Consider the following 21,008-nt stretch of genomic DNA (forward strand, 5'->3'; position numbering starts at 1 on the left):
ACGCCGGACGTTCACACTTGCTCGACACCGCCCCCCCCTGGGCGCCACGGTGATCGTGGAAAACCGCGCCGGCGCGGGCGGCACCATGGGCACGACCTTCGTGGCCCGCTCGACCGACCACAACGCCCTGCTGTTCACCGCGGCCAGCCACAACCTCGCCCCGTCCCTGTATCGCAGCCCCGGCTACGATCCGATCAAGGATTTCTCCGGCGTGGCCTATGTCGGCAACGCGGGATTCGTGATCGCGGTCCCCGGAACCCTGGGCGTCGATTCGCTGCGGGACTACATCAAGGCCATCAAGGCCAAGCCGGGCGAACTGAACTACTCCTCCGCCGGCAACGGCGGCGCCACCCACCTGACCAGGGCATCGTTCCTGGCCAACGTCGGCGGAAAAATGCAGCACATTCCCATGAAGGCGACCGGCGACGCGATCAACGAAGTGCTGGCGGGCCGCACCCAGGGCACCGCCGCGGCCGTGCCGGCCATCATTGGCTTCAAGAACGACGCGCGCATCAAGATGCTCGCCTACACCGGCGCCAAGCGTTCCCCCCTGCTGCCGGACCTGCCCACGGCGGCCGAGGCCGGCGCCCCCGGCTACAAGTACGACACCTGGTTCGGCATCCTGGCCCCCAAGAGCATGCCGCGGGAAGAAATCGACAAGATCCACGCCGCGATGGACAAAGTGCTGGCCGACGCCACGGTACAGGCACGCCTGACCCGGCTGGGGATCGATGCCGAGCAGATGTCGGTCGAGGCGTTCGACAGTCTGCTGCGGAAAGACTTCGACGCCGCGGGCCCACTGGTGAAGGCATCCGGGGCCAACATCGAATGATCGATGCGCCGTCTTCGCTTCGGCACCATTCATTTCGATTTATTAGAAGTACTACCCACAAATAATTTCACTTTTTTCAATAGCGGCGGATGTGTAGTCTTGCCGCATGACGACGACGCACCACCCCACCCCGGCCACGCACGCCGCCTATGAAGCGCGCACGACGGGGCTTCCCGCCCGCATCCGCCACGTCCTGAACCTGGACGATTTCGAACGCGCCGCGGCCCGCTACCTGCCCCGGCCGCTGCGCGAATACGTGCTGGGCGCGGCCGAGGACAACCGGTCGCTGGCCGCCAACCGTGCTGCGTTCCGGCGCCATGAGTTCGTCACGCGCGTGCTGGCGGACGTTTCCCGCCGCTCGACGCAGACCACGCTGCTGGGCCAGGCCTACCGCGTGCCGTTCGGCATCGCGCCGGTGGGCATCAGCGCGCTGCTGGCCTACCAGGGCGATCTGGCCATGGCCCTGGCGGCGCGGCAGGAAGGCGCGTGCATGATCATGAGCGGCTCGTCGCTGATGCGGCTGGAAGAGATCCACGAACGGGCCCCCGGCACGTGGTTCCAGGCCTACCTGCCGGGCGATCCGGTCCGCCGCGCCGCCCTGGTCGAACGCGTGGCGCGCGCCGGCTACGAGACGCTGGTGGTCACAGTAGACATTCCCGTGTGGGCCAATCGCGAGAACAACATCCGCGCGGGCTTTTCCCTGCCCCTGCGCCCCACCCCGCGGCTGGCCTGGGAGGGCGTCACGCATCCCGGCTGGCTGGTCCACACCCTGCTGCGGACGCTGGCCACACGCGGCATGCCGCATTTCGAGAACTCGTTCGCCGAACGCGGCGCGCCGGCGTTTTCCGCCAAGGCGGTGCGCGACACCACGGGCCGCGACCACCTGACCTGGGACGACATCGCCGCGATACGCCGGCAGTGGCGCGGCAACCTGGTGGTCAAGGGCATCCTGTCGGTGGAGGACGCGCGCCGCGCGCTGGCGATCGGCGCCGAAGGCATCATCGTGTCCAACCACGGCGGGCGCCAGCTCGACGGCGCCGCCGCGCCCTTGCGCGTGTTGCCCGCCATCGCGGACGCGGTCGGACAGCGCCTGGCCGTGATGATGGACGGCGGCATCCGGCGCGGCGGCGACGTGCTGATCGCGCTGTCGCTGGGCGCCCGCTACGTGTTCGCCGGCCGCCCTTTCATCTGCGCCGCCGCCGTGGGCGGCCAGGCCGGCGTGGCCCACGCCATCCAGCTTCTACAAACCGAGGTCGATCGCAACATGGCGATGCTGGGTGCCAGCCGCCTGGACGAGCTTGGTCCGCACTGCCTGTTGCAGGTATGACAAGAATCCTGAAGAGGATCCGACATGACGAGGAGAAAACCGTGAACAAGACCCTGTTGACCACCCTGCTTGCCACCCTGGGTACCGGCCTGGCCGCCCCCGCCGTGGCCGATTCGTTTCCCGCCGCACCCATCACCATCGTCGTTCCGATGGCGGCGGGTGGCCCGACGGACACCGCCGCCCGCGCCATCCAGCAGGCCATGGGCACGGCGCTGGGACAGTCGGTGGTCATCGAGAACAAGGCCGGCGCGGCCGGGCTGATCGCCATGAATTTCGTGCGCCGCGCCAAGCCCGACGGCTACACGCTGGGCGTCGCCTCGGCCACCACGCATGCCATCGCGCCCAACATCTATACCGAAGCGCCCTACGACTCGGTCAAGGACTTCAGCTTCGTCGGCGCGCTGATCACGGCGCCCGGCGTGCTGGTGGTGGCGCCCTCGGTCGCGCCCAAGTGTGACATGCAGGCCTTCCTGAAGAACCTGAAGGCCAACCCCGACAAGTACTCGTACGGCTCGGCCGGCGCGGGCTCGCTGTCGCACCTGAACGGCGCGCGCTTCCTGCAAGCCACGGGCACCAACATGCTCCACGTGCCGTACCGCGGCCTGTCCAACGCCATGAACGACCTGTACGCGGGCCAGGTGCACGCGGTGTTCGACAACGTCAGCTCGGCCATGACGCACATCAAGAGCGGCAAGGTCTGCGCCCTGGCCGTCCAGGCGCCGTCCCGCCTGGACAGCCTGCCCGACGTGCCGACCTATGTCGAGCTGGGCCTGCCGGAACTGAACAAGCCCACCTGGTACGGCATCGTCGGCCCCGCCGGCATGCCCAAGGAGCGCGTGCAGGCGCTGAACCGCGCCTTGAACAAGGCCCTAGCCTCGCCCGAGGTGGCCAGCCTGTACGAACGACAGGGCGTCGCGGCGGCGGCCGGCTCGGCCGACGATTTCGCCGGCAAGGTCGCCAGCGAGCGCCAGATGTGGGCGGACACCACCGCCCGGATGAAATTCGAGAAATTCTCGGTGAAGTAAGCAAAGGAGAATCAGGATGTCTGAACAACAGGCCCGCTTGCCCTTGACCGGCATACGCGTGCTCGACCTGACGCGCGTGCGCGCCGGCCCGACCGCCGTGCGCGTCCTGGCGGACTGGGGCGCCGACGTGGTCAAGATCGAGGAGCCGGTCGACCCCGAGCACGAGAACGAGATGGGCGGCATGCGCCTGGGGCCGGACTACCAGAACCTGCACCGCAACAAGCGCAGCATCACGCTCAACCTGAAATCGGACCAAGGCCGCGCGCTGTTCCTGGATCTGGCCGCGCAGGCCGACGTCGTCGTCGAGAACTACCGCCCCGACGTCAAGGATAGACTGGGCATCGACTACGACACGCTCCGCGCCCGCAACCCGCGCCTGATCTACGCCAGCATCTCCGGCTTCGGCCAGGACGGCCCCTATGCGCGGCGCCCCGGCTACGACCAGATCATCCAGGGCATGACCGGCATGATGTCCATCACCGGCCTGCCCGGCCACGGGCCGGTGCGCGCCGGCATCGCCATCGCCGACACGACGGCGGGCGTCTTCGGCGCGGTGGGCATCCTGACCGCGCTGTACGAACGCGAGAAGACGGGACAGGGGCAATGGGTGCGGACCTCGCTGCTGGAGTCGCTGCTGGCGACCATGGACTTCCAGTGCGCCCGGTATCTGGTGGCTGGCGAGATTCCCGTTCAGGCCGGCAACGACCACCCCACCATCATCCCCACCGGCGTGTTCGACACGCAGGACGGACAGGTCAACATCTGCGTGTCGGGCACCGTGATGTGGAAACGCTTCTGCCACGCCATGGGCCGGGAACGCTGGCTGGACGATCCGCGCTTCGCCACCAACAAGAACCGCTCGGCCAACCGCCGCGAACTCAACGACGAGATCGCCGCCGTGTTCGCCACGCAGACCAATGAACACTGGATCGAACACCTGAACGCCAGCGGCCTGGCCTGCGGCGCCGTCAACAACGTCAAGCAGGCCTTCGACGACGCGCAGGTGCGGCACCTGGGCATCGCCTGGCCCGTCGCGCACGAGAAGCTGGGCGACATCCACCTGGTCGGCCAGCCCTTCAGCCTGGGCAACCACGAGGTTGGCGTGCGGCGCGTCGCCCCCATGCCCGGCCAGGACAACGAGGCCATTCTTGCCGAGATCGGCATCCAGGGCGACACCCTGCAGCAACTCAGGAGCGAACATGTCATCTGAAGCCCGGCCCGGCCGCATCCACGTCGCCGTCGAGCAGCACCTGGGCCGCGTCGTGATCGACCACCCGGCCAAGCACAACGCGCTGACCTTCGACATGTGGCAGTCCCTGCCCGGACTGCTGGACGAACTGGAAAGCCGCGACGACGTGCGCGCCATCGTGTTCGAGGGCGCGGGCGACCGCGCCTTCGCCTCGGGCTCGGACATCTCGCAGTTCGGCGAACAGCGCGACACAGAGGAGAACGTGCGCCGCTACAACGCCACCGTCGAACGCGCCATCGGCCGCATCGGCGCCGTGCGCAAACCCACGCTGGCCTTCATCAACGGCTATTGCTTCGGCGGCGGCGTCGCCATCGCCCTGCATTGCGACATGCGCTATGGCAACGAACAGGCGCAGTTCTGCATCCCCGCCGGCAAGGTGGGCGTGGGCTACCACGAGCTCTGGCTGCACCGGTTGGCGCAACTGGTGGGGCCGGCCCACGCCAAGGAAATCATGTTCACCGCCCGCCGCTACACGGCCGACGAAGCCCGGCAGATGGGCCTCGTCAACCGTATCCAGACGCGCGAGGAAACGCTGGACCTCGCGCGCACCATCGCCGGCCTGGCGCCGCTGACGCACCGCGCGTCCAAGCTCGCCATCGAAACCTCCACCGCCCCGGACGGACGGGACTGGCAGGCCTGCAAGGACGCGATCCTGGACTGCTTCCGCAGCGCCGACTACGTCGAAGGACGCGAGGCCTTCACCGGCAAGCGGACACCGGTGTTCCGTGGCAAGTGAACACGCGGGCGCCCCGGAGCGGCGCGTCCGCGCCATCGCCGACGACCTGCTGGCCGGCGCGGGCCTGCCCGGCCTGACGGCGTTCACGCTGGCCGGCCCGCGCCCGGCGCTGGACTCGCCGCTGCCATTGGCGGACATCGCCTCGGCCTTCCAACTGGCGGTGGCCCATGGCACCACGCTGGTCGCCCAGGGCACGCCCCGCGCGCACTACGAGGTGTCGCCCGCACAGGCGCTGGCCGGGCTGGAACCCACGCACTTCCAGCGCATCCACGACCATCGCTTTCCCCAGTCGTCGCACGGCAAGGAACTGAAGTCCGACTTCTATCCCACCGCCGACGGTCGGTGGTTCCTGCCTTCCGGCTCCTATCCCCATCTGCGTGACGGCACCCTGGCCTTGCTGAATTGCGCCAATACGGCGCCCGCCCTGGCCGCGGCCATACGGCGCTGGCCGGCCCAGGAACTGGAGGACGCGGTGGCCGGACACGGCCTGCCCGGCGCCTGGGCTCGAACGCCCGAAGCCTGGCTGGCCAGCGACGCGGGCGCCGCCATCGCCTCGGCGCCGCTGCTGACGGTGCGGCCGCTGCGCGCCGGCGCGCCGGTTGTGGGCGGCTTGGCCGGATTGCGGGTCCTGGACCTGTCCCACGTCATTGCCGGGCCGGTGGTCGCCCGCCACTTCGCCTTCCACGGCGGCGACGTCCTGCGGATCTCGTCGCCCGCCCAACCCGACCCGCTGCCGCAGATCCTGGACACCGGCATAGGCAAGCGCAACGCCTTCACCGACTTCAACGACCCGGACGACCTCGCCCGCGTGCGGGTGCTGGCCACCGACGCCGACATCGTCGTCGACTCGTGGCGGCCCGGCGCGCTCGCCCGCTTCGGCCTGGACGCCGCCGGCCTGCTGCCGCGCGCCGGTCGCGACTTCGTCCACGTCAGCGTGAGCGCCTACGGCCACGACGGCCCCTGGGGAACACGCAAGGCCTTCGACCAGGTGGTACAGGCCGCCACCGGCATCGCCGCGCTGCACGCGCGGGACGGCAAGCCCCGGCTGTCGCCCACCCGCCTCCTGACCGACTACCTGACCGGCCAACTCGGCATACTCGGCACGCTGGCCGCGCTGCGTCAGCGGCAGCAGTCCGGCGGCAGTTGGGAGGTCCGGGTATCATTGGCGCGAGTGGCGACGTACCTGCTGGCCTGGGCCGACCCGTCGCACCGGGGCGGCGACGCCTTCGACGCCCTGGCGCCCCAACTGGTCACCCGCCACGGCCCGTTCGGCACCACCCACCACGTAGCGCCCGCCGTCGCCGGCCTGGACGACGGGACAACCCCCGGTCCCCATCCCCTGGGCAGCTCGCCCGCGGCCTGGGCACCTTCCCCTCTTCGGCCATGACACTGAAACAGCTCGAAGCGTTCTACCTGGCGGCCACCAGCCCCAACTTCATGATCGCCGCCGAACGCCTGCACATCTCCGTCTCGACCCTGTCCAAGCGCATCACCGACCTCGAACACAGCCTGCGCAGCATCCTGTTCGACCGCAGCTCCTTGCGCGCCCGCCTGACCAGCGAAGGCGAACAACTGCTGCCGCACGTCGAACAACTGCTCAAACAGGCCAACGTCGTCGCCGGCATGGGCCGGCAGGCCGAGATCCTGCGCGGCCGCTGCCACTTCGGCGTAGGGGAATTGAGCGCCCTGACCTGGCTGCCCACCTTCATCGCCCGCCTGCAAACCGCCCACCCCGACCTGCAACTGGACCCCGTGGTCGAAGCCGGCAGCTCGCTCGGCAACCTCGCCCGGCGCGTGGCCGAAGGCGACCTGGACTTCGCCGTCATCGCCAACCGCCCCTCCGACAACCGCATCAAGGCCGAATACCTCGGCAGCGCCGGCTTCGCCTGGGTCTGCTCCCCCGCCCTGCACCGCCAGGGCGAAGGCCGGCTGCCGGCCCTGCTGCCCGATTGCGCGCTGATCTCGCTACCGCCCTCCAGCGGCACCGCCCTCATCATCGAACAATCCCTCCAGTCCATCGACGCCACCGTGGCGCGGCGCCTGCACTGCAACAGCTGGGCCGTCATCGCCCAACTGCTGATACAGGGACTGGGACTGGGCGTGCTGCCCGAATCCTGGGCCGACCAACTCGTCCAGGCCGGCCTGCTCGTGCGGCTGCGCGGCACGCCTCCCCTGGCGGCGCTGGACTACTTCCTGATCTCGCGCGAACGCGACCTGCGGCCCCTGGTCGGCGCCTGCCTGGACATCGCCTGCGAAGTCGTCAACTTCAAGCCGACCGACATCGGCTTTTTGCACACCGGCACGCGCGCCTGAACCCTATTGATGGTCCTCGTGCTTCGGCTGGTTGCGGTTATGCGTGAGCTTGCGCAGCAGCGCCAGGATGAACAGCGCGAACAGCGTGCTGACAATGGCGGTCATCTCCCGCCCCATGCCCGCTGCGATGCCGATGGCGGCCGTCAGCCAGATACTGGCTGCCGTGGTCAGGCCGTGGATCTCGCGGCCGTTTGACTTCAGGATGGCGCCGGCGCCGAGGAAGCCTATGCCGGCGATAACGCCCTGCAGAACGCGACTCATGTCGGCTACTTCCATGCCGCCTTGCAGGGGGACGAGAACGAACAGTGCGGCGCCCAGGGCGACCAGCATGTGGGTGCGAAGGCCGGCGGCGTTGCCGCGTAGTTCACGCTCCAGGCCTAGTAGGCCACCCAGGGTCATGGCGACTAGAAGGCGGACGAAGACGCGGGTTAGTTCGGCTATGTCGGGGATGTCGGAGAATTCGCTGGAGGCGGTGGTCCAGATTTGGGTCCAGAGGGGGGTGTCCATGGGTGGCCTTTTCTATTCGGATAATCGTCAGCCTACGGGTAGGCTGGTTGGATGCGCAGTCACAGAGCATTCACGCTCGTAACAAGGTGTAGAGTCAGTAAGTCGAATAGGCCCAACGCTAAGCTTGTTCTCAGATGCCTAGGCTCACAGTTATAGGCACTTCCTCTTCCGGGTCATATAGTGAACGTCAGCTTCGGCCAGAGGCGAACGTCGGCCAACACCGTTCGATGGACGGTTGGACGGCACAGCTACGGTCTAGCCTTTGCCCCTGCTTTGATCTGCGACAAGTGTTCTCGGTAGCCGGCTACCAGCTTCTTGGGGATGAAGACGTACTTAAGCAACTCGTCGAGCATTTCCGGATAGAGATACAGCACCGAGTTCTGCGCATTTAGGTGGTTCTTTGCCTTCACCGTAGTTCGCTTCCGAATGCCGAAACACGGGTTATGCCATAGCAATGCTGAGTGACTTGGGTGCTTGCGGTCAGTGATAATCTTCTCCAAAAGACCGCCATGTAGTCGGAACTTGTACCGCGGCTTGGCCTCGCTAGAGGCCAAATCCGACCAGGCATCTTCAAGAAGTTTCTGCTCATCAAGCGGAAGCTGCTTTCCAAAGACATCCAAGACTTGGCAGTACCTGCGAACCTCCCAAACAGCCAAGTCGAGATCGACAAGTATGTGGCCGTACACATGAAAAGGAATGTCGATGTATCGAAACTCGCCGACCTCCGCAAGGTGGTCTATGAACCTCCGGCTTCTCTTCGAAAATTTTAGCTCAAACGGCAAGGATTGCATAAGAGACAAGGCTTGGGCCAAGTCATGACCCACCCTATCCGCCTTTATGCGATTGTAGAGAAGGATCGCCTTTAGATACTTCTCTATCGCTTGATGTGAAGACCAAAGAAACTGAGGGAACAGTTCGTGGCGGCATGCCAATCGCGCGGCAATGTAGTCTCGGTCGGCCTGATCTCGGAATGACTGCGTGCCGAATGCATTGATGCATCGATCTAGCTTGTCTTGTTCATTCGCGTAGGAAGCGAAGGACATATTGTTGACCCCTGGATCCGGTTATACGACTTATCCACAGCGTACCGTATGGCGAGCTATCCCCTTGATACAGCCTGATCTTAGGGCGGCTGGGGTCGGCTAACAAGCCGATGTATAACCGGGACCCAGGTGACCAACATAAGCACCGACAGAAACCCACTTAGGGTCGAAACAAGCTGCCATTTATGGACGGCTGCTTTCGACCCAAAGCAGCCATTCGCCAAGGGTGCTCCATAGCGTTCAGGGCTGCTCAGCTGATGCGCTTACTCCTGTGCGAAAGCAACCTCAACTTCATGTCCAGGATCTCACGCTATTCAAGGTTTCCTTGTGCGCGTATGCCTCGGCCAAGTCGACATCGAATCGATTTGCAAGTGCGAAAACAAAGTTGAGGATGTCGGCGAGCTCATTGCCAATTTCATGGGTGTCTGAGCTTGGGTCTGTTTTTATGCCTTTGTGCTGCCGTACCGCCTTGAAAAGTTCGCCCACTTCTTCTCCAAGAAGCAAGCACTTTTCCAGTGCAGTCTCTTTATCAAAGCCTCGTTCCTTTTCCGTCTCCGCCACATACTTCTGAAAATAGCTCAGCCGATCGGTTCGGGATGGAAGTTTCATGGGAGTGGATTCCTAATTGATTTGACGGATTGATATTTTTGAAAAATTTTGTTAAATAGTAGCTAACTAGGGGCGCAAGAGCAACCGGAGATGGGGTTTGCATTCGAGCATGGTTACGCTATAGCCACTACGATGCCCCATGCATAATCTCCCATTATCGCCCGGTTGCCCAGCAAATTGAGGGAGCCCTGAGAGTTCTCTATATTATGAGTGGCGTACCACCTTGGATAGGCGAAACTCCCACAAGTCTCGTCGGGATTTATCGATACTGTCACCCGTTTCCCCACTAGGAGGGAAACGGCCTAGAGTTCGATCGGGTGTGCTATGAAAATTCTGCTGCTGTTGAGTGGCCCGTCTGCAGTAGGAAAAACGACGATATCCAGCGCGTTGCAAGATGCTTATCGATTCTCAAAGGTTTCGACCAGTACGCATTTAAAGAGTGTTGCTCTAGAGAAAGGGCTTATTCCCAGCAAGTCGACGCTCCAAGAGCTTGGCGATGAGCTTGATAAACAAACTGACTTCGCTTGGGTAGCCAATGATGTCGCTACGCCCGCTTTTGCAAATGCTGTAGGGAATGAGCGCTGGCTGCTGGATAGTGTGCGGAAGCGCCGGCAAGTCGAAATTTTCCGTGAGCGTTATGGAGATGCGGTTTTCCACTTGCATTTGTACGCTCCGGAAAACGTTTTGCGTGAACGATATGAGGCTCGAGCAAGAGCTGGAACATCGGATGAGGAAATCACACCATACGAACAAGCGATTACTCATCCCAACGAAATGGCTGCACGATGCCTGCGTGAGATTGCAGACAAGTCTTTCGATACAAATTCTGCATCAAGCAAGCTAGTGATTGAAGCAATCATTGAAGAATGCAAAAAACGGAGGAGTCATGCGTAGGATCGTCTTGATTAGCGGTCACCTGTGCACCGGGAAATCGGCGCTGGCCAGAGCATTGCGGGACGAATTTGGGTTCCATGTCGTGAAGAGCAGCGACATTTTGCGTGATATCGCCAAGAGTCGAGACTTTGGTAAAGACAGAATTTCGCTACAGCGTCTTGGTGACGAGATGGACAAGGGCACATCTGGCGCATGGCTATATGACAAAGTTATGGAAATCTCCAGAGATACAGCACCAAGAAGGACCATTGTTGTTGATAATGTACGAAACACGACACAACTGGAGCACTTCAGGGCTTCAACCGAAATAACTGCCGTTCATGTCCATTTGTATATCCTGGATAAGAATGAAGCAGGAAAACGATGGAAAAATCGCGCTAATAGCTCAGCAGTGAAAGAGTCTGGCGCGTATCCAGATGCGGATCTTATGAAGAATGAAGACGACATTCAGTTCTTCAAGAAGGATGCGGACGTTCGTATAGAAACCAGCCGTTCCGACGCGCAAGATACTTTGGTTCGCGTGGCTGCCCGCTTGGGCCTATATTCGGCGCCGGATTTCCGCTGTGTAGACGTAATTGTTGGAAGTCAGTTTGGCAGCGAAGGCAAGGGCAATATTGCAGCGTACCTCGCCAATGAATACGATGTACTGGTGAGGGTGGGAGGACCGAATGCTGGACACACAGTGATTAGTCGATCGGGGAAATACGTTTATCACCAGTTGCCATCGGGTGCAAAAGATACAAATGCCAAGATCTTGCTGGGTCCTGGGATGACCTTGGATGTAGAGAAGCTTCTCAAGGAAGTTAAGGATTGCAATGTCACACCTGAACGACTCTTCATTGATCCACAGGTCATGATCATTGAAGACGCCGACAAAAAAAGGGAAAGCGAATTGGTCGACAAGATAGGGTCTACCGGGCAGGGGGGAGGTGCTGCTGCTGCCCGCAGGATTCTCAGCCGGACGGGTCAAGGGATTCGACTCGCGAAGGACGTGCCAGAGCTGGAGCCGTACGTCGGAACCGGGCCTCGATACCGAGGGGCAACCACCAGACAGTTGGAAGAAGCTTACCGATCAGGCCAGTCAATTTTGTTAGAGGGAACGCAGGGCAGTGGTCTTAGCCTGTATCACGGCCAGTATCCCCATGTAACTTCCCGAGACACGAATGTTGCAGGTTGCTTGGCGGAGGCGGGTATATCTCCTAGTCGGATAAGGAGGATCCTGCTCGTGACCAGGTATACGCCTATTCGGGTTGGAAATCCGGATACGGGTGGATCATCTGGTGCGATAAAACACGAGATCGACTTCGAAACCGTTGCGCGAGAAGCAGGACTCGACCCGCAAGAGTTGCAGGGCAATGAGATAACGTCGACGACAAAGCGGAAGAGGCGCGTAGGAAGATTCGACTGGGAACAGTTCAGGCTGGCCTGCTCCCTGAATGCGCCAACGGATATCGTATTGACGTTTTCCGATTACATCAACGGAACAAATCGAAACGCTCGACGGTTTGAGCAACTGACCGAAGAAACGATAAAATTCATCGAGGAAGTGGAAAGAATTGCCCATGCACCGGTGTCCTTGATAAGCACGCGCTTTCCGCAGGGAGAATCAGCCAAGCTGGATATACGGAACATCATAGACAGACGCAATTGGTTGGGAGGCAGAATGCGTGACGACGATGAGATTAATCGTTAAGAGCGCGCTGATTTGACGTGTCTGGTGGGCGATGATGTGATGTGCTTTTCAAGGAGCTTGCTGCGGCTAACAGAGAACCACTAGCGTCCTTGCAAACGCTGGAACATCACGACAAGGCAGGAGTAACTATTGTCAGCGAATGGAAATCGTGCCGAGCACCTCCCTACCCTTTATTCGCCGTACTTCCGCCACGAAATCAGCAATATCGGGAATGCTGTAGTCAATTACGACTTCTACAACTTCCTTCTGGGGAGATCCGTTACGCTTGGTAGCGTAGTCGGTGATGCGCTGAAATGTGTTCAAACTGCGGATATGCGGCATTGGAAACGTATTGCCGGAGTTCATCGGGCAAAGCCAAACTCGGTCGGCATGCTTCTCCATAAGAGCAGCAGTGTTAATAGTCAGGACATCATGCTCAAGCTTTTTATAGGCGCGCGCATTGAGCAAGCCGAACAGCCGATGCTCTTGTGCCCACATGAAAACCTTATTATTTAGAAACTGATACCACTCGGTCGGTGTAATGCCTTGCAGCGCTCCTGCCAGTCGAGTAGGCTCCATGGGCTTCTGGTCACGAAGGATGATTTGACTGCCTTCAGAACCAATCGCTACTTTCTCGGGCCTATGCATCACCTCGTGCGACGCACGCTCATCGCCGGTCATCTCATAATAGTCGAGTGCGGCACTCGTGCTGAGAAGACCTCGTTCCCGGATTGATGGCCAGGACCCCCGCTCGGCCATGTGATATAGCACCGGATAACGATTAACAAACGCATTCAAATCCATTTCTTATTTACCATTCTTATTATTCACCACATCCTCCGGTCGATGACCGTTGCGCTCATTGAGGGCTATTGAAATCATCAAAAAAGGAATAGGCATCTAAGCGAAAGGCAGTTGTACCTCAACGTCCGTTCTTGGCGACAACCGACTTTTGGCGGATACCTCGACGCTTAAGAGGCAGCCGCCTTTGCAGCCTCATTCAAGTCCAATTCTTGTCGGTCGATTATATATGCCTCGCCATTTTTCACCTTTCGTAACAAATCGACAGCAGCCTCAGAGTATCGATGAATTACTCCAGTTTTACTGGACGGAATCGAGATATGGTACTTATTGTCAGATGCTTTCATATCGAAGCTGTCCGTATTCTTAAGAATATTCAGCAATTTCTGTGCATCGTTCCAACCTTTCTTCAAACCAAGGGCGACAGCAACCCCACTAAGCAAATACTTGTAGCTCAGGTTCACTTTCGATGGATCAGAGAGCGACGTGACGCCGAACAATTTCGCGAACTCCTCACCGGAATTAACAGCGTGTTCTAGCGTCTGAAAATCGATCTCTACATGTTTTTTTGGAATACTCGATCGGACTAACTCCACGGACCTCGCCATTAATGCACGCAAGAGCTTTGTGTCGATTTTTTCGAGACTTCCAGCTTGACCAAACGCTTTATAGACCCACTCGAATGACGAGGCTGAAATATTTTTGATACGGATATTTGTATCCGCCCCAACGGATATCACCTTCTCTCGAGCCGGATACGAGCCTTCTGTAATATTTTGATCACGTTCTAGTATATAAATATTCGGAACAAGCTCGTAGTCCCCCTTGATGTCGATTCGAACCATTCGGTCGACATCGTAGAGAATTTTCTTAATACTTGGATCATCCGCGCGATAGCCAATAAAAATTAACGGATGCTCCACAAAGTACGTAAGCAACTTGGCGCTAAGGTATTTATGGTCTTGCTCAAACCTACTGTAGTCCGCTTCATTTATTACAATGGTCTGAGGATCTGTAATGCAGCCATGAATCTTGAAAACCTCGCCAATCGCCAGGTACGGTTTTCGCAAGATCTGCTGCCCAATCACGCGCTCATACTGCGGAAATATCGACTCCATGAGAGTATCGTAGTTTGTCGTAATCACTGAATGGGCACTAATTTTTTTTAAAGCGGCAATTTCTGCATCCAAAACTTCAGACCCATAAGACCCTTTCTTTGGACCCAAACTCTTAAGATTTTCGCTTACGGCATATTTAATAAAAATGTCACTTTTATATTGCCCGTTAAAAAAATCGGCGGGAAACCTTGGACGCCCCTTTCCCCACGCCCATTCGCGATATAAATCGGTAAAGATCGAGCCGATCTTTTTATAATCATAGCTGTATGCCTGCTCGTAATATGCAAAATCTTTGTCGACCAGCGGGCAGTCTTTCGCCAACAGTGCGAGCAGCTCCCGCCAATTTGGGCCGCCCGCGTACCGCTTCGCGAAGCCAGAGCCCACAAAAAGTATGGGCTGACAGCTAGCAAGCTTCAGAACATCAGCAACGTCTTGCGTTACCTCTTCTTGGTACTGACTATAGTTGAGTGGCATATTAGTTAGATCACGCTAAAAATATCCGGGGAAGTATCTATGGGCCAAGTCACAGCGTTCATTTTTGCCGAGTCATGATTTTTGTGTGCGAACGACTGAGTCATCCGCGGATATGCAAGCCGAGTAGATTGTCGGCGATTAGTTGCCATCTGTCGACTGACTGTCCTTGGCCGAGAGCCGTTCTTTTCAAGTATCCGATTTCGCCCCAAGCAATCTTCCCCCATCCCGCTTCGCCAACCACACCGCCGCTCCCCCGCATGTCGCATCCTCCTCGACATGCCGCACTACCGTAAATCCATTGGCATACAGCAATTCTTGATACTCACCCGTATCCAAGCTGCCGTGATAAAGAGGCTCACCTTCGAACTGGCCGATAACCTCGCCCAAACAAGTACCGCTTGTAAACATCAAAACCGCACTCGACGCCGCCAGTTGCCGAAAAGTAGCAAACATAGGCCGTTGATCTTCAGGGGATAGATGAAAAAAACTATGCCAGGCCAGCAAACCATGGAATGACCCTGTGACCGGCATCTGCCGCATATCCGCCGCTATCCAACGTTGCTCCGGAAACGACGCACGCGCACGCGCGAGCAATGGCAGCGACGTATCCACCCCGGTTACCCTGCATCCGTTCTGAATAAGGTAGCGCGCCATCGGCGCACCGTTGCCACAGCCGATATCCAGCACATCCGACCGAGAACCGGGAAGCAGCTCCAAAAACCGGTTCAGCCAAGTACGTTCGATGAATTCATGATTTCTATTTTTCTCGAACGCAGCGGCATGTTCTCGGTACAGGGCAATGACATTGTCAGCGGGAAATTTGGACAACACGGCACTCCGAAAACTTGAGTACGTGACGCGCTCAAGCATATCAGAGCCACCGACACTACCCTCCCCTCACCCCTACACCACCGACCGATGCCGCTCGATGCAGGTCCGCAAAATCGTATCGGTATCAAGCTCCCACCACCGATACGAAAATATCTCCACTTCACTAAACCCCGCGAACCCCTGCACCTCAACCCACTCCCGTACCTTGGGAATCTCGATCACCCCATCCCCCATCATGCCCCGATCGTTCAGCAGGTCGGTGGTAGGCGTAAGCCAATCGCAAACGTGAAAAGCCAATAGCCGCTTCTGCCCTGCCCGCGCGATCTGCGCCTGCAACTTCGGATCCCACCAGACGTGGTAAAGATCCACCGCCACGCCAATATCCCCGCTACGCGCAGGATCCACCAGATCGCACACGTCCAGCGCCTGTTCCAGCGTATTGATGCACGCCCGATCCGCCGCATACATCGGATGCAGCGGCTCGATGGCGATGGGCATCTTGCGTTCGCGCGCGTACTCCAGCAATTGCGCGATCCCTTCGGTTACCTGCGCCCGAGCGCGACCGATGTCGTGGTACTCGGCCTTGCCCTGCAAGCCGCCCGGCAAGCCGCCCACCACCAGCACTAGGCAGGCGGCGTTCAATTCGCAGGCCTCGTCCACGGCCCTGCGGTTGTCATCCCGCGCCCGCAGCAAGCCAGCATCGTCCGACGCGGTGAACATGCCGCCACGGCAATAGCCGGACAAGGCCAGCCCATGGCTGCGCACGACGCGCGACACTTGTTCCAGCCCCGCTGCCGCGACCTGGTCGCGCCAGGGGGAAATGGCTCGCACGCCCAACCGCGCGCAGGCGTCGAGGATGTCCAACAGCGGCACTTCCTGTCCGCGCGATTTGCGCACGGTGGCGGTGTTGATGGACATCCATTGATGGTCTTGGGAGAAATCGCGCATGGGTCGGCTACCGTAAAAAAATCACTTGATCTGGATGTTCGCGGCCTTGATCACTCGCGTGTACATGGCCCGCTCTTTGTCGATGAAGGCGGCAAACGAGGCGGGGCTGCCGCCGTCGGCGATGAAGCCTTGGTTGCCCAGGCGCTCGGTCACCAGGGGGGACTTCATGGCTACGGCCAGCTCTTTCGACAAGACCTTGAGCACGGCATCCGGCAGCTTGGCCGGTCCCCATAGTCCGTACCAGGTGACCATGTCGAAGCCGGGTATCCCGGATTCCGCGACGGTGGGCACGTTGGGCATGGAAGGCAGGCGCGCGCTGGTGGTAACGGCCAGCGCTTTGAGTTTTCCGCTGGCCACGTGCGGATAGGTAGAGGGTATGGCGTCGATGATGGCGCTGACCTGTCCGCCCAGCAGGTCGTTCAGCGCCGGCGCGGTGCCTTTGTACGGCACGACCAGGATGTCGAGCTTGGCGTCGTGTTTGATGGCTTCTTCCGCCACGTGCATGGGCGATCCGACGGCGGAGGTGCCGAAGGTGAACTTGGCGGGGTTGGCGCGCGCCTGGTCGATGAATTCCTTGAGGTTGGCGGCCGGCACGCTGGGGTGGGCCGCCAGCAGCATGGGCACGGAGCCCAGCAGCGAGATGGGCGTGAAGTCCTTGGCCGTGTCGTAGGGCACGGTGTCGGACATCAGCGCATTGGCGATCAGGGTGGGCGACTGCACCAGCAGGGTGTAGCCGTCGGCCGGCGCGCGCGCCACGGCTTCGCTGCCGATGGCGCCGCTGGCGCCGGCGCGGTTTTCGACGACGAAGGATTGGCCCGTCTGCTCGGACAATCTGCCGGCCACCACGCGGGCGACCAGGTCCACGGTGCCGCCGGGGGCGTAGGGAACGATGATGCGCACGGGCCGCGACGGATATCCTTGCGCCTGGGCCGCCGCGGTAGCGGCCAGCACGCCTGCGCCCAGCACGATCTTGCCTATCCAGGATTTCATGCATGTCTCCTCGGTGCGTGCCGGCTATGTTTCCGGCATCGCCGTTGCGGGCGGCTTAGCAGTCGCAGCCCATTTTCAACAGCTTCAAGGCGTTGCCGAAGTAAATGCCTTCGCGGTCGGCCTCGCTCAGGTCCAGCGCGTCGATGGCCTCGGGAATGCTGCGGATGAAGGCCGGTCCGCCTTCCGGATCGAACGGGCAATCGGTGGCGAACAGGACTTTCTCGGCGCCGAAGAATTCCAGGCCGCAGGCCACGCCGGCCTTGGATCCGGCCAGCGCGGTGTCGGCATAGAACATGCGGAAGTAGTCGATGGGCCGCTTGGGCATGCGCGCAAGCAGGCCTTCGTAGTCTTCGTCCGAGGTGCGGCTGCCGAACTGGTCCAGGCCCGGCCCCACCCTGCCGTCGAAGAACGGGATCATGGCGCCCATGTGGTGGGTGATCAGTTTCATCTCGGGCAGTTTGTCGAAGAAGCCGGAGAACACCATGCGGGTCATGGCCGCGCTGGTCTCGTAGGGCCAGCCGAAGGTCCACCAGATCTCGAACCTGGATTTCTTCTCGGTCAGGTAGTCGGGGAAGTTCGCGCCACGGGCCGGGTGCATCCAGATCGGCACCTGGTACTCGTTCACCGCTTTCTCGAAGATGGGCCAGAACTCGGGATCGTCCAGCGGCCGGCCGTTGACGTTGGTGAAGATCTGGATGCCCCGCGCGCCCAGTTCGCCGATGGCCCGGTCCATTTCCCGCAGGGCGGCCTCGACGTTGTTCATGGGCAGCGACGCGACGAAGGCCGGGAATTTGTCGGGATGTTGGGCGACGATCTCGGCCATGCCGTCGTTGGCCAGCCGGGCCAGTTCCGGCGAGTCTTCCGGCCCCGCCACGAACTCGATGGGCGGCGACGACAGCGTCAGGATCTGCTGGTATCCCGGAAACTCCTCCATCATCTTCAGGCGGGCGTCCAGGTCGTACAGGACGGGCACCGTCAACCAGCGCTTGATCGCGCCCTGGTCCTTGGCCAGCGCCTTCATGCGCTCGAAGTACGCGGGCGGGAACAGGTGGGAATAGCTATCGATTTTTCTCACGCGGCTTCCTTTGTCGAGACCTATCCAGCAGTCCTATCGACCATCCACGCCATGCAGGGCCAGCAAGGTGTTCATCCGCCCCACCGCCAACTCAGGCTGCTCCAACAACCCCGCCCCATCCGCCAGCCGGAACAGCTCGGCGAAGTGCTGCAACGACCGCGCGCTCTGCTGCCCGCCCACCATCGCGAAGTGGTTCTGGTGGCCGTTGAGCCAGGCCATGAACACGACGCCGGTCTTGTAGAAGCGCGTGGGCGCGCTGAAGATGTGGCGCGACAGCGGCACGGTGGGCGCCAGGATCCGGTTGAAGGCGTCGACGTTGCCGGCCGCCAGTTCCGCCAGCGCCGCGCTGGCGGCCGGCGCGATGGCGTCGAAGATGCCCAGCAGCGCGTCGCTCTGGCGGTGGTTGGGCAGTTCGCCCTGGCCGTCGCCGGCGATGAGTTCGGCGTAGTTGAAGTCGTCGCCGGTGTACATGCGCACGCCCGCGGGCAGGCGGCGGCGCATGGCGATTTCCTTGTCCTTGTCGAGCAGCGAGATCTTGATGCCGTCGACCTTGTCGGGGTGCGCGGCGATCACGTCCAGCGCGGTCCGCATGGCGGCATCCACGTCGTCGCTGCCCCAGTAGCCTTTCAACGCGGGGTCGAACATGTCGCCCAGCCAGTGCAGGATGACGGGCTCTTGGGCCTGGCTCAGGATGCGGTCGTAGACGCGTTCGTAGTCGGCGGGACCGCGCGCCACGCGGGCCAGCGCGCGGCTGGCCATGACGATCAGGCGGCCGCCCAGGCCTTCGATGGCGGCCATCTGTTCTTCGTAGGCGCGGATCACGTCGTCGATGTTGTGTGCATCCTCGGGCGCCAGGTGGTCGGTGCCGCAGCCCGAGGCCACGCGTGCGCCGGGCACGTCGCGGGCCGCGTCCAGCGAACGGCGGATCAGTTCCAGCGACGTGGGCCAGTCCAGGCCCATGCCGCGCTGCGCGGTGTCCATGGCCTCGGCCACGCCCAGGCCCAGTGCCCACAGGCGCTGGCGGTAGGCGATGGTGGCGTCCCAGTCCACGGCGCATTGCAGCCACGGGTCGATGGCCGCCAGCGGATCGGCCACCACGTGCGCCGCCGAATAGGCGATGCGATCGAACTGCGCGCCGGCGGGCGGGGCCTGGAACGGCGCGCGGTCGCGCAGCGCGTACCGCCGCAGGCCGCAGGCCGCAGGCAGGTTGATGGACAGGCTCATCGCTGGGCTCCGACGTCCAGCCGCGGCACGTCCACCCAGCGTCGCTCTTTCCAGCTTTGCAGCGCGGCCTCGACCAGTTGCACGCCCTTGGCGCCCTCGGGCAGCGTCCAGCGGTACGGCGCATCCTCCACCACGTGGCGGATGAAGTGCTCCCACTGGATCTTGAAGCCGTTGTCGTAGACCTGGGTGTCGGGCACTTCCTGCCATTGCTCGAAGAACGGCATGGTCTGTTTCACGTCGGGGTTCCAGACCGGCTTGGGCGTGTTGACGCGCGACTGCGTGCGGCAGTCGGTCAGCCCAGCCACGGCCGATCCGTGCGTGCCGTCTACGTGGAAGGTGACCAGGTCGTCGCGCCGCACGCGGGTGGTCCATGAGCTGTTGACCTGGGCCACGACGCCATCGGCCAGTTCGAAGGTGGCGTAGCAGGCGTCGTCGGCGGTGGCCTGGTAGGGCTTGCCGGCTTCGTCCCAGCGCGTGGGGATGTGGGTCTTGCCCAGGCAGGACACGGCCTGCACTTCGCCGAACAGGTTGTCCAGCACATAGCGCCAATGGCAGACCATGTCCAGGATGATGCCGCCGCCGTCCTCGGTGCGGTAGTTCCAGGACGGCCGCTGGATGGGCTGCAGGTCGCCCTCGAACACCCAGTAGCCGAACTCGATGCGCACCGACAGGATCTTGCCGAAGAAGCCCGCCTTGTTGAGCATGTCCAGCTTGCGCAGGCCCGGCAGGAACAGCTTGTCCTGCACCGCGCCGTGCTTGAGGCCCGAGCCTTCGGCCAGCCGGCAGATCTCCACCGCCTCGTTCAGGTTGGTGGCGATGGGTTTCTCGCAATACACGTGCTTGCCGGCGCGGATGGCCTTGGCCAGCAGCGTGGGGCGCATCTGCGTCGTGCCGGCGTCGAAGAACACCGAATCGTCCGGGTTGGCCAGGGCCTTGTCCAGGTCCGTGCCCCAGCGCGGGATGTCGTGGGCCTTGGCCAGGGCTTCCATCTTCTCGGCATTGCGACCGACCAGGATGGGATCGGGCATGACCTTGTCGCCGTTGGACAGCGTGACGCCGCCCTGCTTGCGTATGGCCACGATGGACCGGATCAGGTGCTGGTTCATGCCCATGCGGCCGGTCACCCCGTGCATGATCAGGCCGAGTCGTTGTGTTGCCATGCGTGTCTCCGTCGTCGACTGTGTGCGGGTCTGCACTTAATTCACCATTTGGTGAATAGTGACGATATGGCCGATGGATGTCAACGGCGGGAACGGCATCAGGACGGCGGGGGAAACCCTAGTGCGCAAAAAAAACCGCGCCGGAATCCGGCGCGGTCAACAGGGGTTGGAACGCTGCGG

Annotated in this window: 20 protein-coding genes; 9 read left to right on the forward strand and 11 right to left on the reverse strand. The window is 61.4% G+C overall.

Annotated elements, in window-relative coordinates; translation table 11 throughout:
* Positions 1–37 precede the first annotated feature (37 nt).
* From EV675_RS19175 to EV675_RS19205, 7 genes are all read left to right on the forward strand, one after another.
* Complete coding sequence (locus EV675_RS19175) at positions 38–832, forward strand: tripartite tricarboxylate transporter substrate-binding protein (RefSeq protein WP_130358814.1); 795 nt, start codon at positions 38–40, stop codon at positions 830–832.
* A 106-nt stretch (positions 833–938) separates the two neighbouring features.
* A complete protein-coding gene (locus tag EV675_RS19180) occupies positions 939–2,159 on the forward strand; it encodes an alpha-hydroxy acid oxidase (protein ID WP_130358816.1) in 1,221 nt (406 codons plus the stop codon).
* 41 nt (positions 2,160–2,200) lie between these two features.
* Positions 2,201–3,184: a Bug family tripartite tricarboxylate transporter substrate binding protein gene (locus tag EV675_RS19185; RefSeq protein WP_165404657.1), complete on the forward strand. Its 984-nt coding sequence runs from the start codon at positions 2,201–2,203 to the stop codon at positions 3,182–3,184.
* A gap of 16 nt (positions 3,185–3,200) precedes the next feature.
* On the forward strand, positions 3,201–4,394 hold the full coding sequence (locus tag EV675_RS19190; protein WP_130358820.1) for a CaiB/BaiF CoA transferase family protein: 1,194 nt from the start codon (positions 3,201–3,203) through the stop codon (positions 4,392–4,394).
* On the forward strand, positions 4,384–5,169 hold the full coding sequence (locus EV675_RS19195; protein ID WP_130358822.1) for an enoyl-CoA hydratase: 786 nt from the start codon (positions 4,384–4,386) through the stop codon (positions 5,167–5,169). The genes EV675_RS19190 and EV675_RS19195 overlap by 11 nt, the downstream gene beginning before the upstream one ends.
* A complete protein-coding gene (locus EV675_RS19200) occupies positions 5,159–6,556 on the forward strand; it encodes a CoA transferase (RefSeq protein WP_130358824.1) in 1,398 nt (465 codons plus the stop codon). The genes EV675_RS19195 and EV675_RS19200 overlap by 11 nt, the downstream gene beginning before the upstream one ends.
* Positions 6,553–7,482, forward strand: coding sequence for a LysR family transcriptional regulator (locus EV675_RS19205; protein WP_130358826.1), 930 nt, complete (start codon positions 6,553–6,555; stop codon positions 7,480–7,482). Before EV675_RS19200 ends, EV675_RS19205 begins: the two co-directional genes overlap by 4 nt.
* 3 nt (positions 7,483–7,485) lie before the next feature.
* Here EV675_RS19205 and EV675_RS19210 read toward each other — a convergent pair whose 3' ends face one another.
* The 3 genes from EV675_RS19210 to EV675_RS19220 all read right to left on the reverse strand — a co-directional run bounded on the left by EV675_RS19210 (position 7,486) and on the right by EV675_RS19220 (position 9,641).
* On the reverse strand, positions 7,486–7,989 hold the full coding sequence (locus EV675_RS19210; RefSeq protein WP_130358828.1) for an MgtC/SapB family protein: 504 nt from the start codon (positions 7,987–7,989) through the stop codon (positions 7,486–7,488).
* Positions 7,990–8,237: 248 nt separating this feature from the next.
* Positions 8,238–9,032, reverse strand: coding sequence for a HEPN domain-containing protein (locus tag EV675_RS19215; protein WP_130358830.1), 795 nt, complete (start codon positions 9,030–9,032; stop codon positions 8,238–8,240).
* A gap of 291 nt (positions 9,033–9,323) precedes the next feature.
* The gene (locus tag EV675_RS19220; RefSeq protein WP_130358832.1) at positions 9,324–9,641 is read right to left on the reverse strand and encodes a pyrophosphohydrolase domain-containing protein; all 318 of its coding nucleotides are present in this window, start codon (positions 9,639–9,641) and stop codon (positions 9,324–9,326) included.
* A gap of 324 nt (positions 9,642–9,965) precedes the next feature.
* Between EV675_RS19220 and EV675_RS19225 the strand changes: the two genes are divergently transcribed.
* Together EV675_RS19225 and EV675_RS19230 are read left to right on the forward strand one after the other, a co-directional pair.
* Entirely contained in the window at positions 9,966–10,535 is a 570-nt protein-coding gene (locus EV675_RS19225) for an AAA family ATPase (RefSeq protein ID WP_130358834.1), read from the forward strand.
* A complete protein-coding gene (locus EV675_RS19230) occupies positions 10,528–12,228 on the forward strand; it encodes an adenylosuccinate synthetase (protein ID WP_130358836.1) in 1,701 nt (566 codons plus the stop codon). Before EV675_RS19225 ends, EV675_RS19230 begins: the two co-directional genes overlap by 8 nt.
* 132 nt (positions 12,229–12,360) lie before the next feature.
* Here EV675_RS19230 and EV675_RS19235 read toward each other — a convergent pair whose 3' ends face one another.
* The 8 genes from EV675_RS19235 to EV675_RS19270 all read right to left on the reverse strand — a co-directional run bounded on the left by EV675_RS19235 (position 12,361) and on the right by EV675_RS19270 (position 20,828).
* Positions 12,361–13,011 carry a DUF7002 family protein gene (locus tag EV675_RS19235; protein WP_130358838.1) on the reverse strand — a complete coding sequence of 217 codons (651 nt, stop codon included), beginning with the start codon at positions 13,009–13,011 and terminating at the stop codon, positions 12,361–12,363.
* 167 nt (positions 13,012–13,178) lie between these two features.
* Positions 13,179–14,600 carry an SIR2 family protein gene (locus tag EV675_RS19240; protein ID WP_130358840.1) on the reverse strand — a complete coding sequence of 474 codons (1,422 nt, stop codon included), beginning with the start codon at positions 14,598–14,600 and terminating at the stop codon, positions 13,179–13,181.
* A 186-nt stretch (positions 14,601–14,786) separates the two neighbouring features.
* Positions 14,787–15,428 (reverse strand): class I SAM-dependent methyltransferase, encoded by a 642-nt coding sequence (locus EV675_RS19245; RefSeq protein WP_242621498.1) that lies wholly within the window; start codon positions 15,426–15,428, stop codon positions 14,787–14,789.
* Between the two features lie 75 nt (positions 15,429–15,503).
* Complete coding sequence (locus EV675_RS19250; protein WP_130358844.1) at positions 15,504–16,379, reverse strand: sugar phosphate isomerase/epimerase family protein; 876 nt, start codon at positions 16,377–16,379, stop codon at positions 15,504–15,506.
* A gap of 21 nt (positions 16,380–16,400) precedes the next feature.
* Positions 16,401–17,369, reverse strand: a complete 969-nt coding sequence (locus EV675_RS19255) for a Bug family tripartite tricarboxylate transporter substrate binding protein (RefSeq protein ID WP_130358846.1) — start codon at positions 17,367–17,369, stop codon at positions 16,401–16,403.
* A gap of 55 nt (positions 17,370–17,424) precedes the next feature.
* Positions 17,425–18,444: an amidohydrolase family protein gene (locus EV675_RS19260; RefSeq protein WP_130358848.1), complete on the reverse strand. Its 1,020-nt coding sequence runs from the start codon at positions 18,442–18,444 to the stop codon at positions 17,425–17,427.
* Between the two features lie 33 nt (positions 18,445–18,477).
* Positions 18,478–19,668: a dihydrodipicolinate synthase family protein gene (locus EV675_RS19265; RefSeq protein ID WP_130358850.1), complete on the reverse strand. Its 1,191-nt coding sequence runs from the start codon at positions 19,666–19,668 to the stop codon at positions 18,478–18,480.
* Positions 19,665–20,828, reverse strand: coding sequence for a Gfo/Idh/MocA family protein (locus EV675_RS19270; protein ID WP_130358852.1), 1,164 nt, complete (start codon positions 20,826–20,828; stop codon positions 19,665–19,667). The genes EV675_RS19265 and EV675_RS19270 overlap by 4 nt, the downstream gene beginning before the upstream one ends.
* Between the last annotated feature and the right edge of the window lie 180 nt (positions 20,829–21,008).

Origin of the sequence: Pigmentiphaga kullae, from assembly GCF_004216695.1 — a bacterium.
GTDB classification, from domain to species: Bacteria; Pseudomonadota; Gammaproteobacteria; order Burkholderiales; family Burkholderiaceae_B; genus Pigmentiphaga; species Pigmentiphaga kullae.

Excerpts from the sequence above, each read along its gene's own strand:
- EV675_RS19180 (WP_130358816.1), top strand. The coding sequence starts at position 939 with ATGACGACGACGCACCACCCCACCCCGGCCACGCACGCCGCCTATGAA.
- EV675_RS19190 (WP_130358820.1), top strand. The coding sequence starts at position 3,201 with ATGTCTGAACAACAGGCCCGCTTGCCCTTGACCGGCATACGCGTGCTC.
- EV675_RS19195 (WP_130358822.1), top strand. The coding sequence starts at position 4,384 with ATGTCATCTGAAGCCCGGCCCGGCCGCATCCACGTCGCCGTCGAGCAG.
- EV675_RS19205 (WP_130358826.1), top strand. The coding sequence starts at position 6,553 with ATGACACTGAAACAGCTCGAAGCGTTCTACCTGGCGGCCACCAGCCCC.
- EV675_RS19210 (WP_130358828.1), bottom strand. The coding sequence starts at position 7,989 with ATGGACACCCCCCTCTGGACCCAAATCTGGACCACCGCCTCCAGCGAA.
- EV675_RS19215 (WP_130358830.1), bottom strand. The coding sequence starts at position 9,032 with ATGTCCTTCGCTTCCTACGCGAATGAACAAGACAAGCTAGATCGATGC.
- EV675_RS19220 (WP_130358832.1), bottom strand. The coding sequence starts at position 9,641 with ATGAAACTTCCATCCCGAACCGATCGGCTGAGCTATTTTCAGAAGTAT.
- EV675_RS19225 (WP_130358834.1), top strand. The coding sequence starts at position 9,966 with ATGAAAATTCTGCTGCTGTTGAGTGGCCCGTCTGCAGTAGGAAAAACG.
- EV675_RS19230 (WP_130358836.1), top strand. The coding sequence starts at position 10,528 with ATGCGTAGGATCGTCTTGATTAGCGGTCACCTGTGCACCGGGAAATCG.
- EV675_RS19235 (WP_130358838.1), bottom strand. The coding sequence starts at position 13,011 with ATGGATTTGAATGCGTTTGTTAATCGTTATCCGGTGCTATATCACATG.
- EV675_RS19240 (WP_130358840.1), bottom strand. The coding sequence starts at position 14,600 with ATGCCACTCAACTATAGTCAGTACCAAGAAGAGGTAACGCAAGACGTT.
- EV675_RS19250 (WP_130358844.1), bottom strand. The coding sequence starts at position 16,379 with ATGCGCGATTTCTCCCAAGACCATCAATGGATGTCCATCAACACCGCC.
- EV675_RS19255 (WP_130358846.1), bottom strand. The coding sequence starts at position 17,369 with ATGAAATCCTGGATAGGCAAGATCGTGCTGGGCGCAGGCGTGCTGGCC.
- EV675_RS19265 (WP_130358850.1), bottom strand. The coding sequence starts at position 19,668 with ATGAGCCTGTCCATCAACCTGCCTGCGGCCTGCGGCCTGCGGCGGTAC.
- EV675_RS19270 (WP_130358852.1), bottom strand. The coding sequence starts at position 20,828 with ATGGCAACACAACGACTCGGCCTGATCATGCACGGGGTGACCGGCCGC.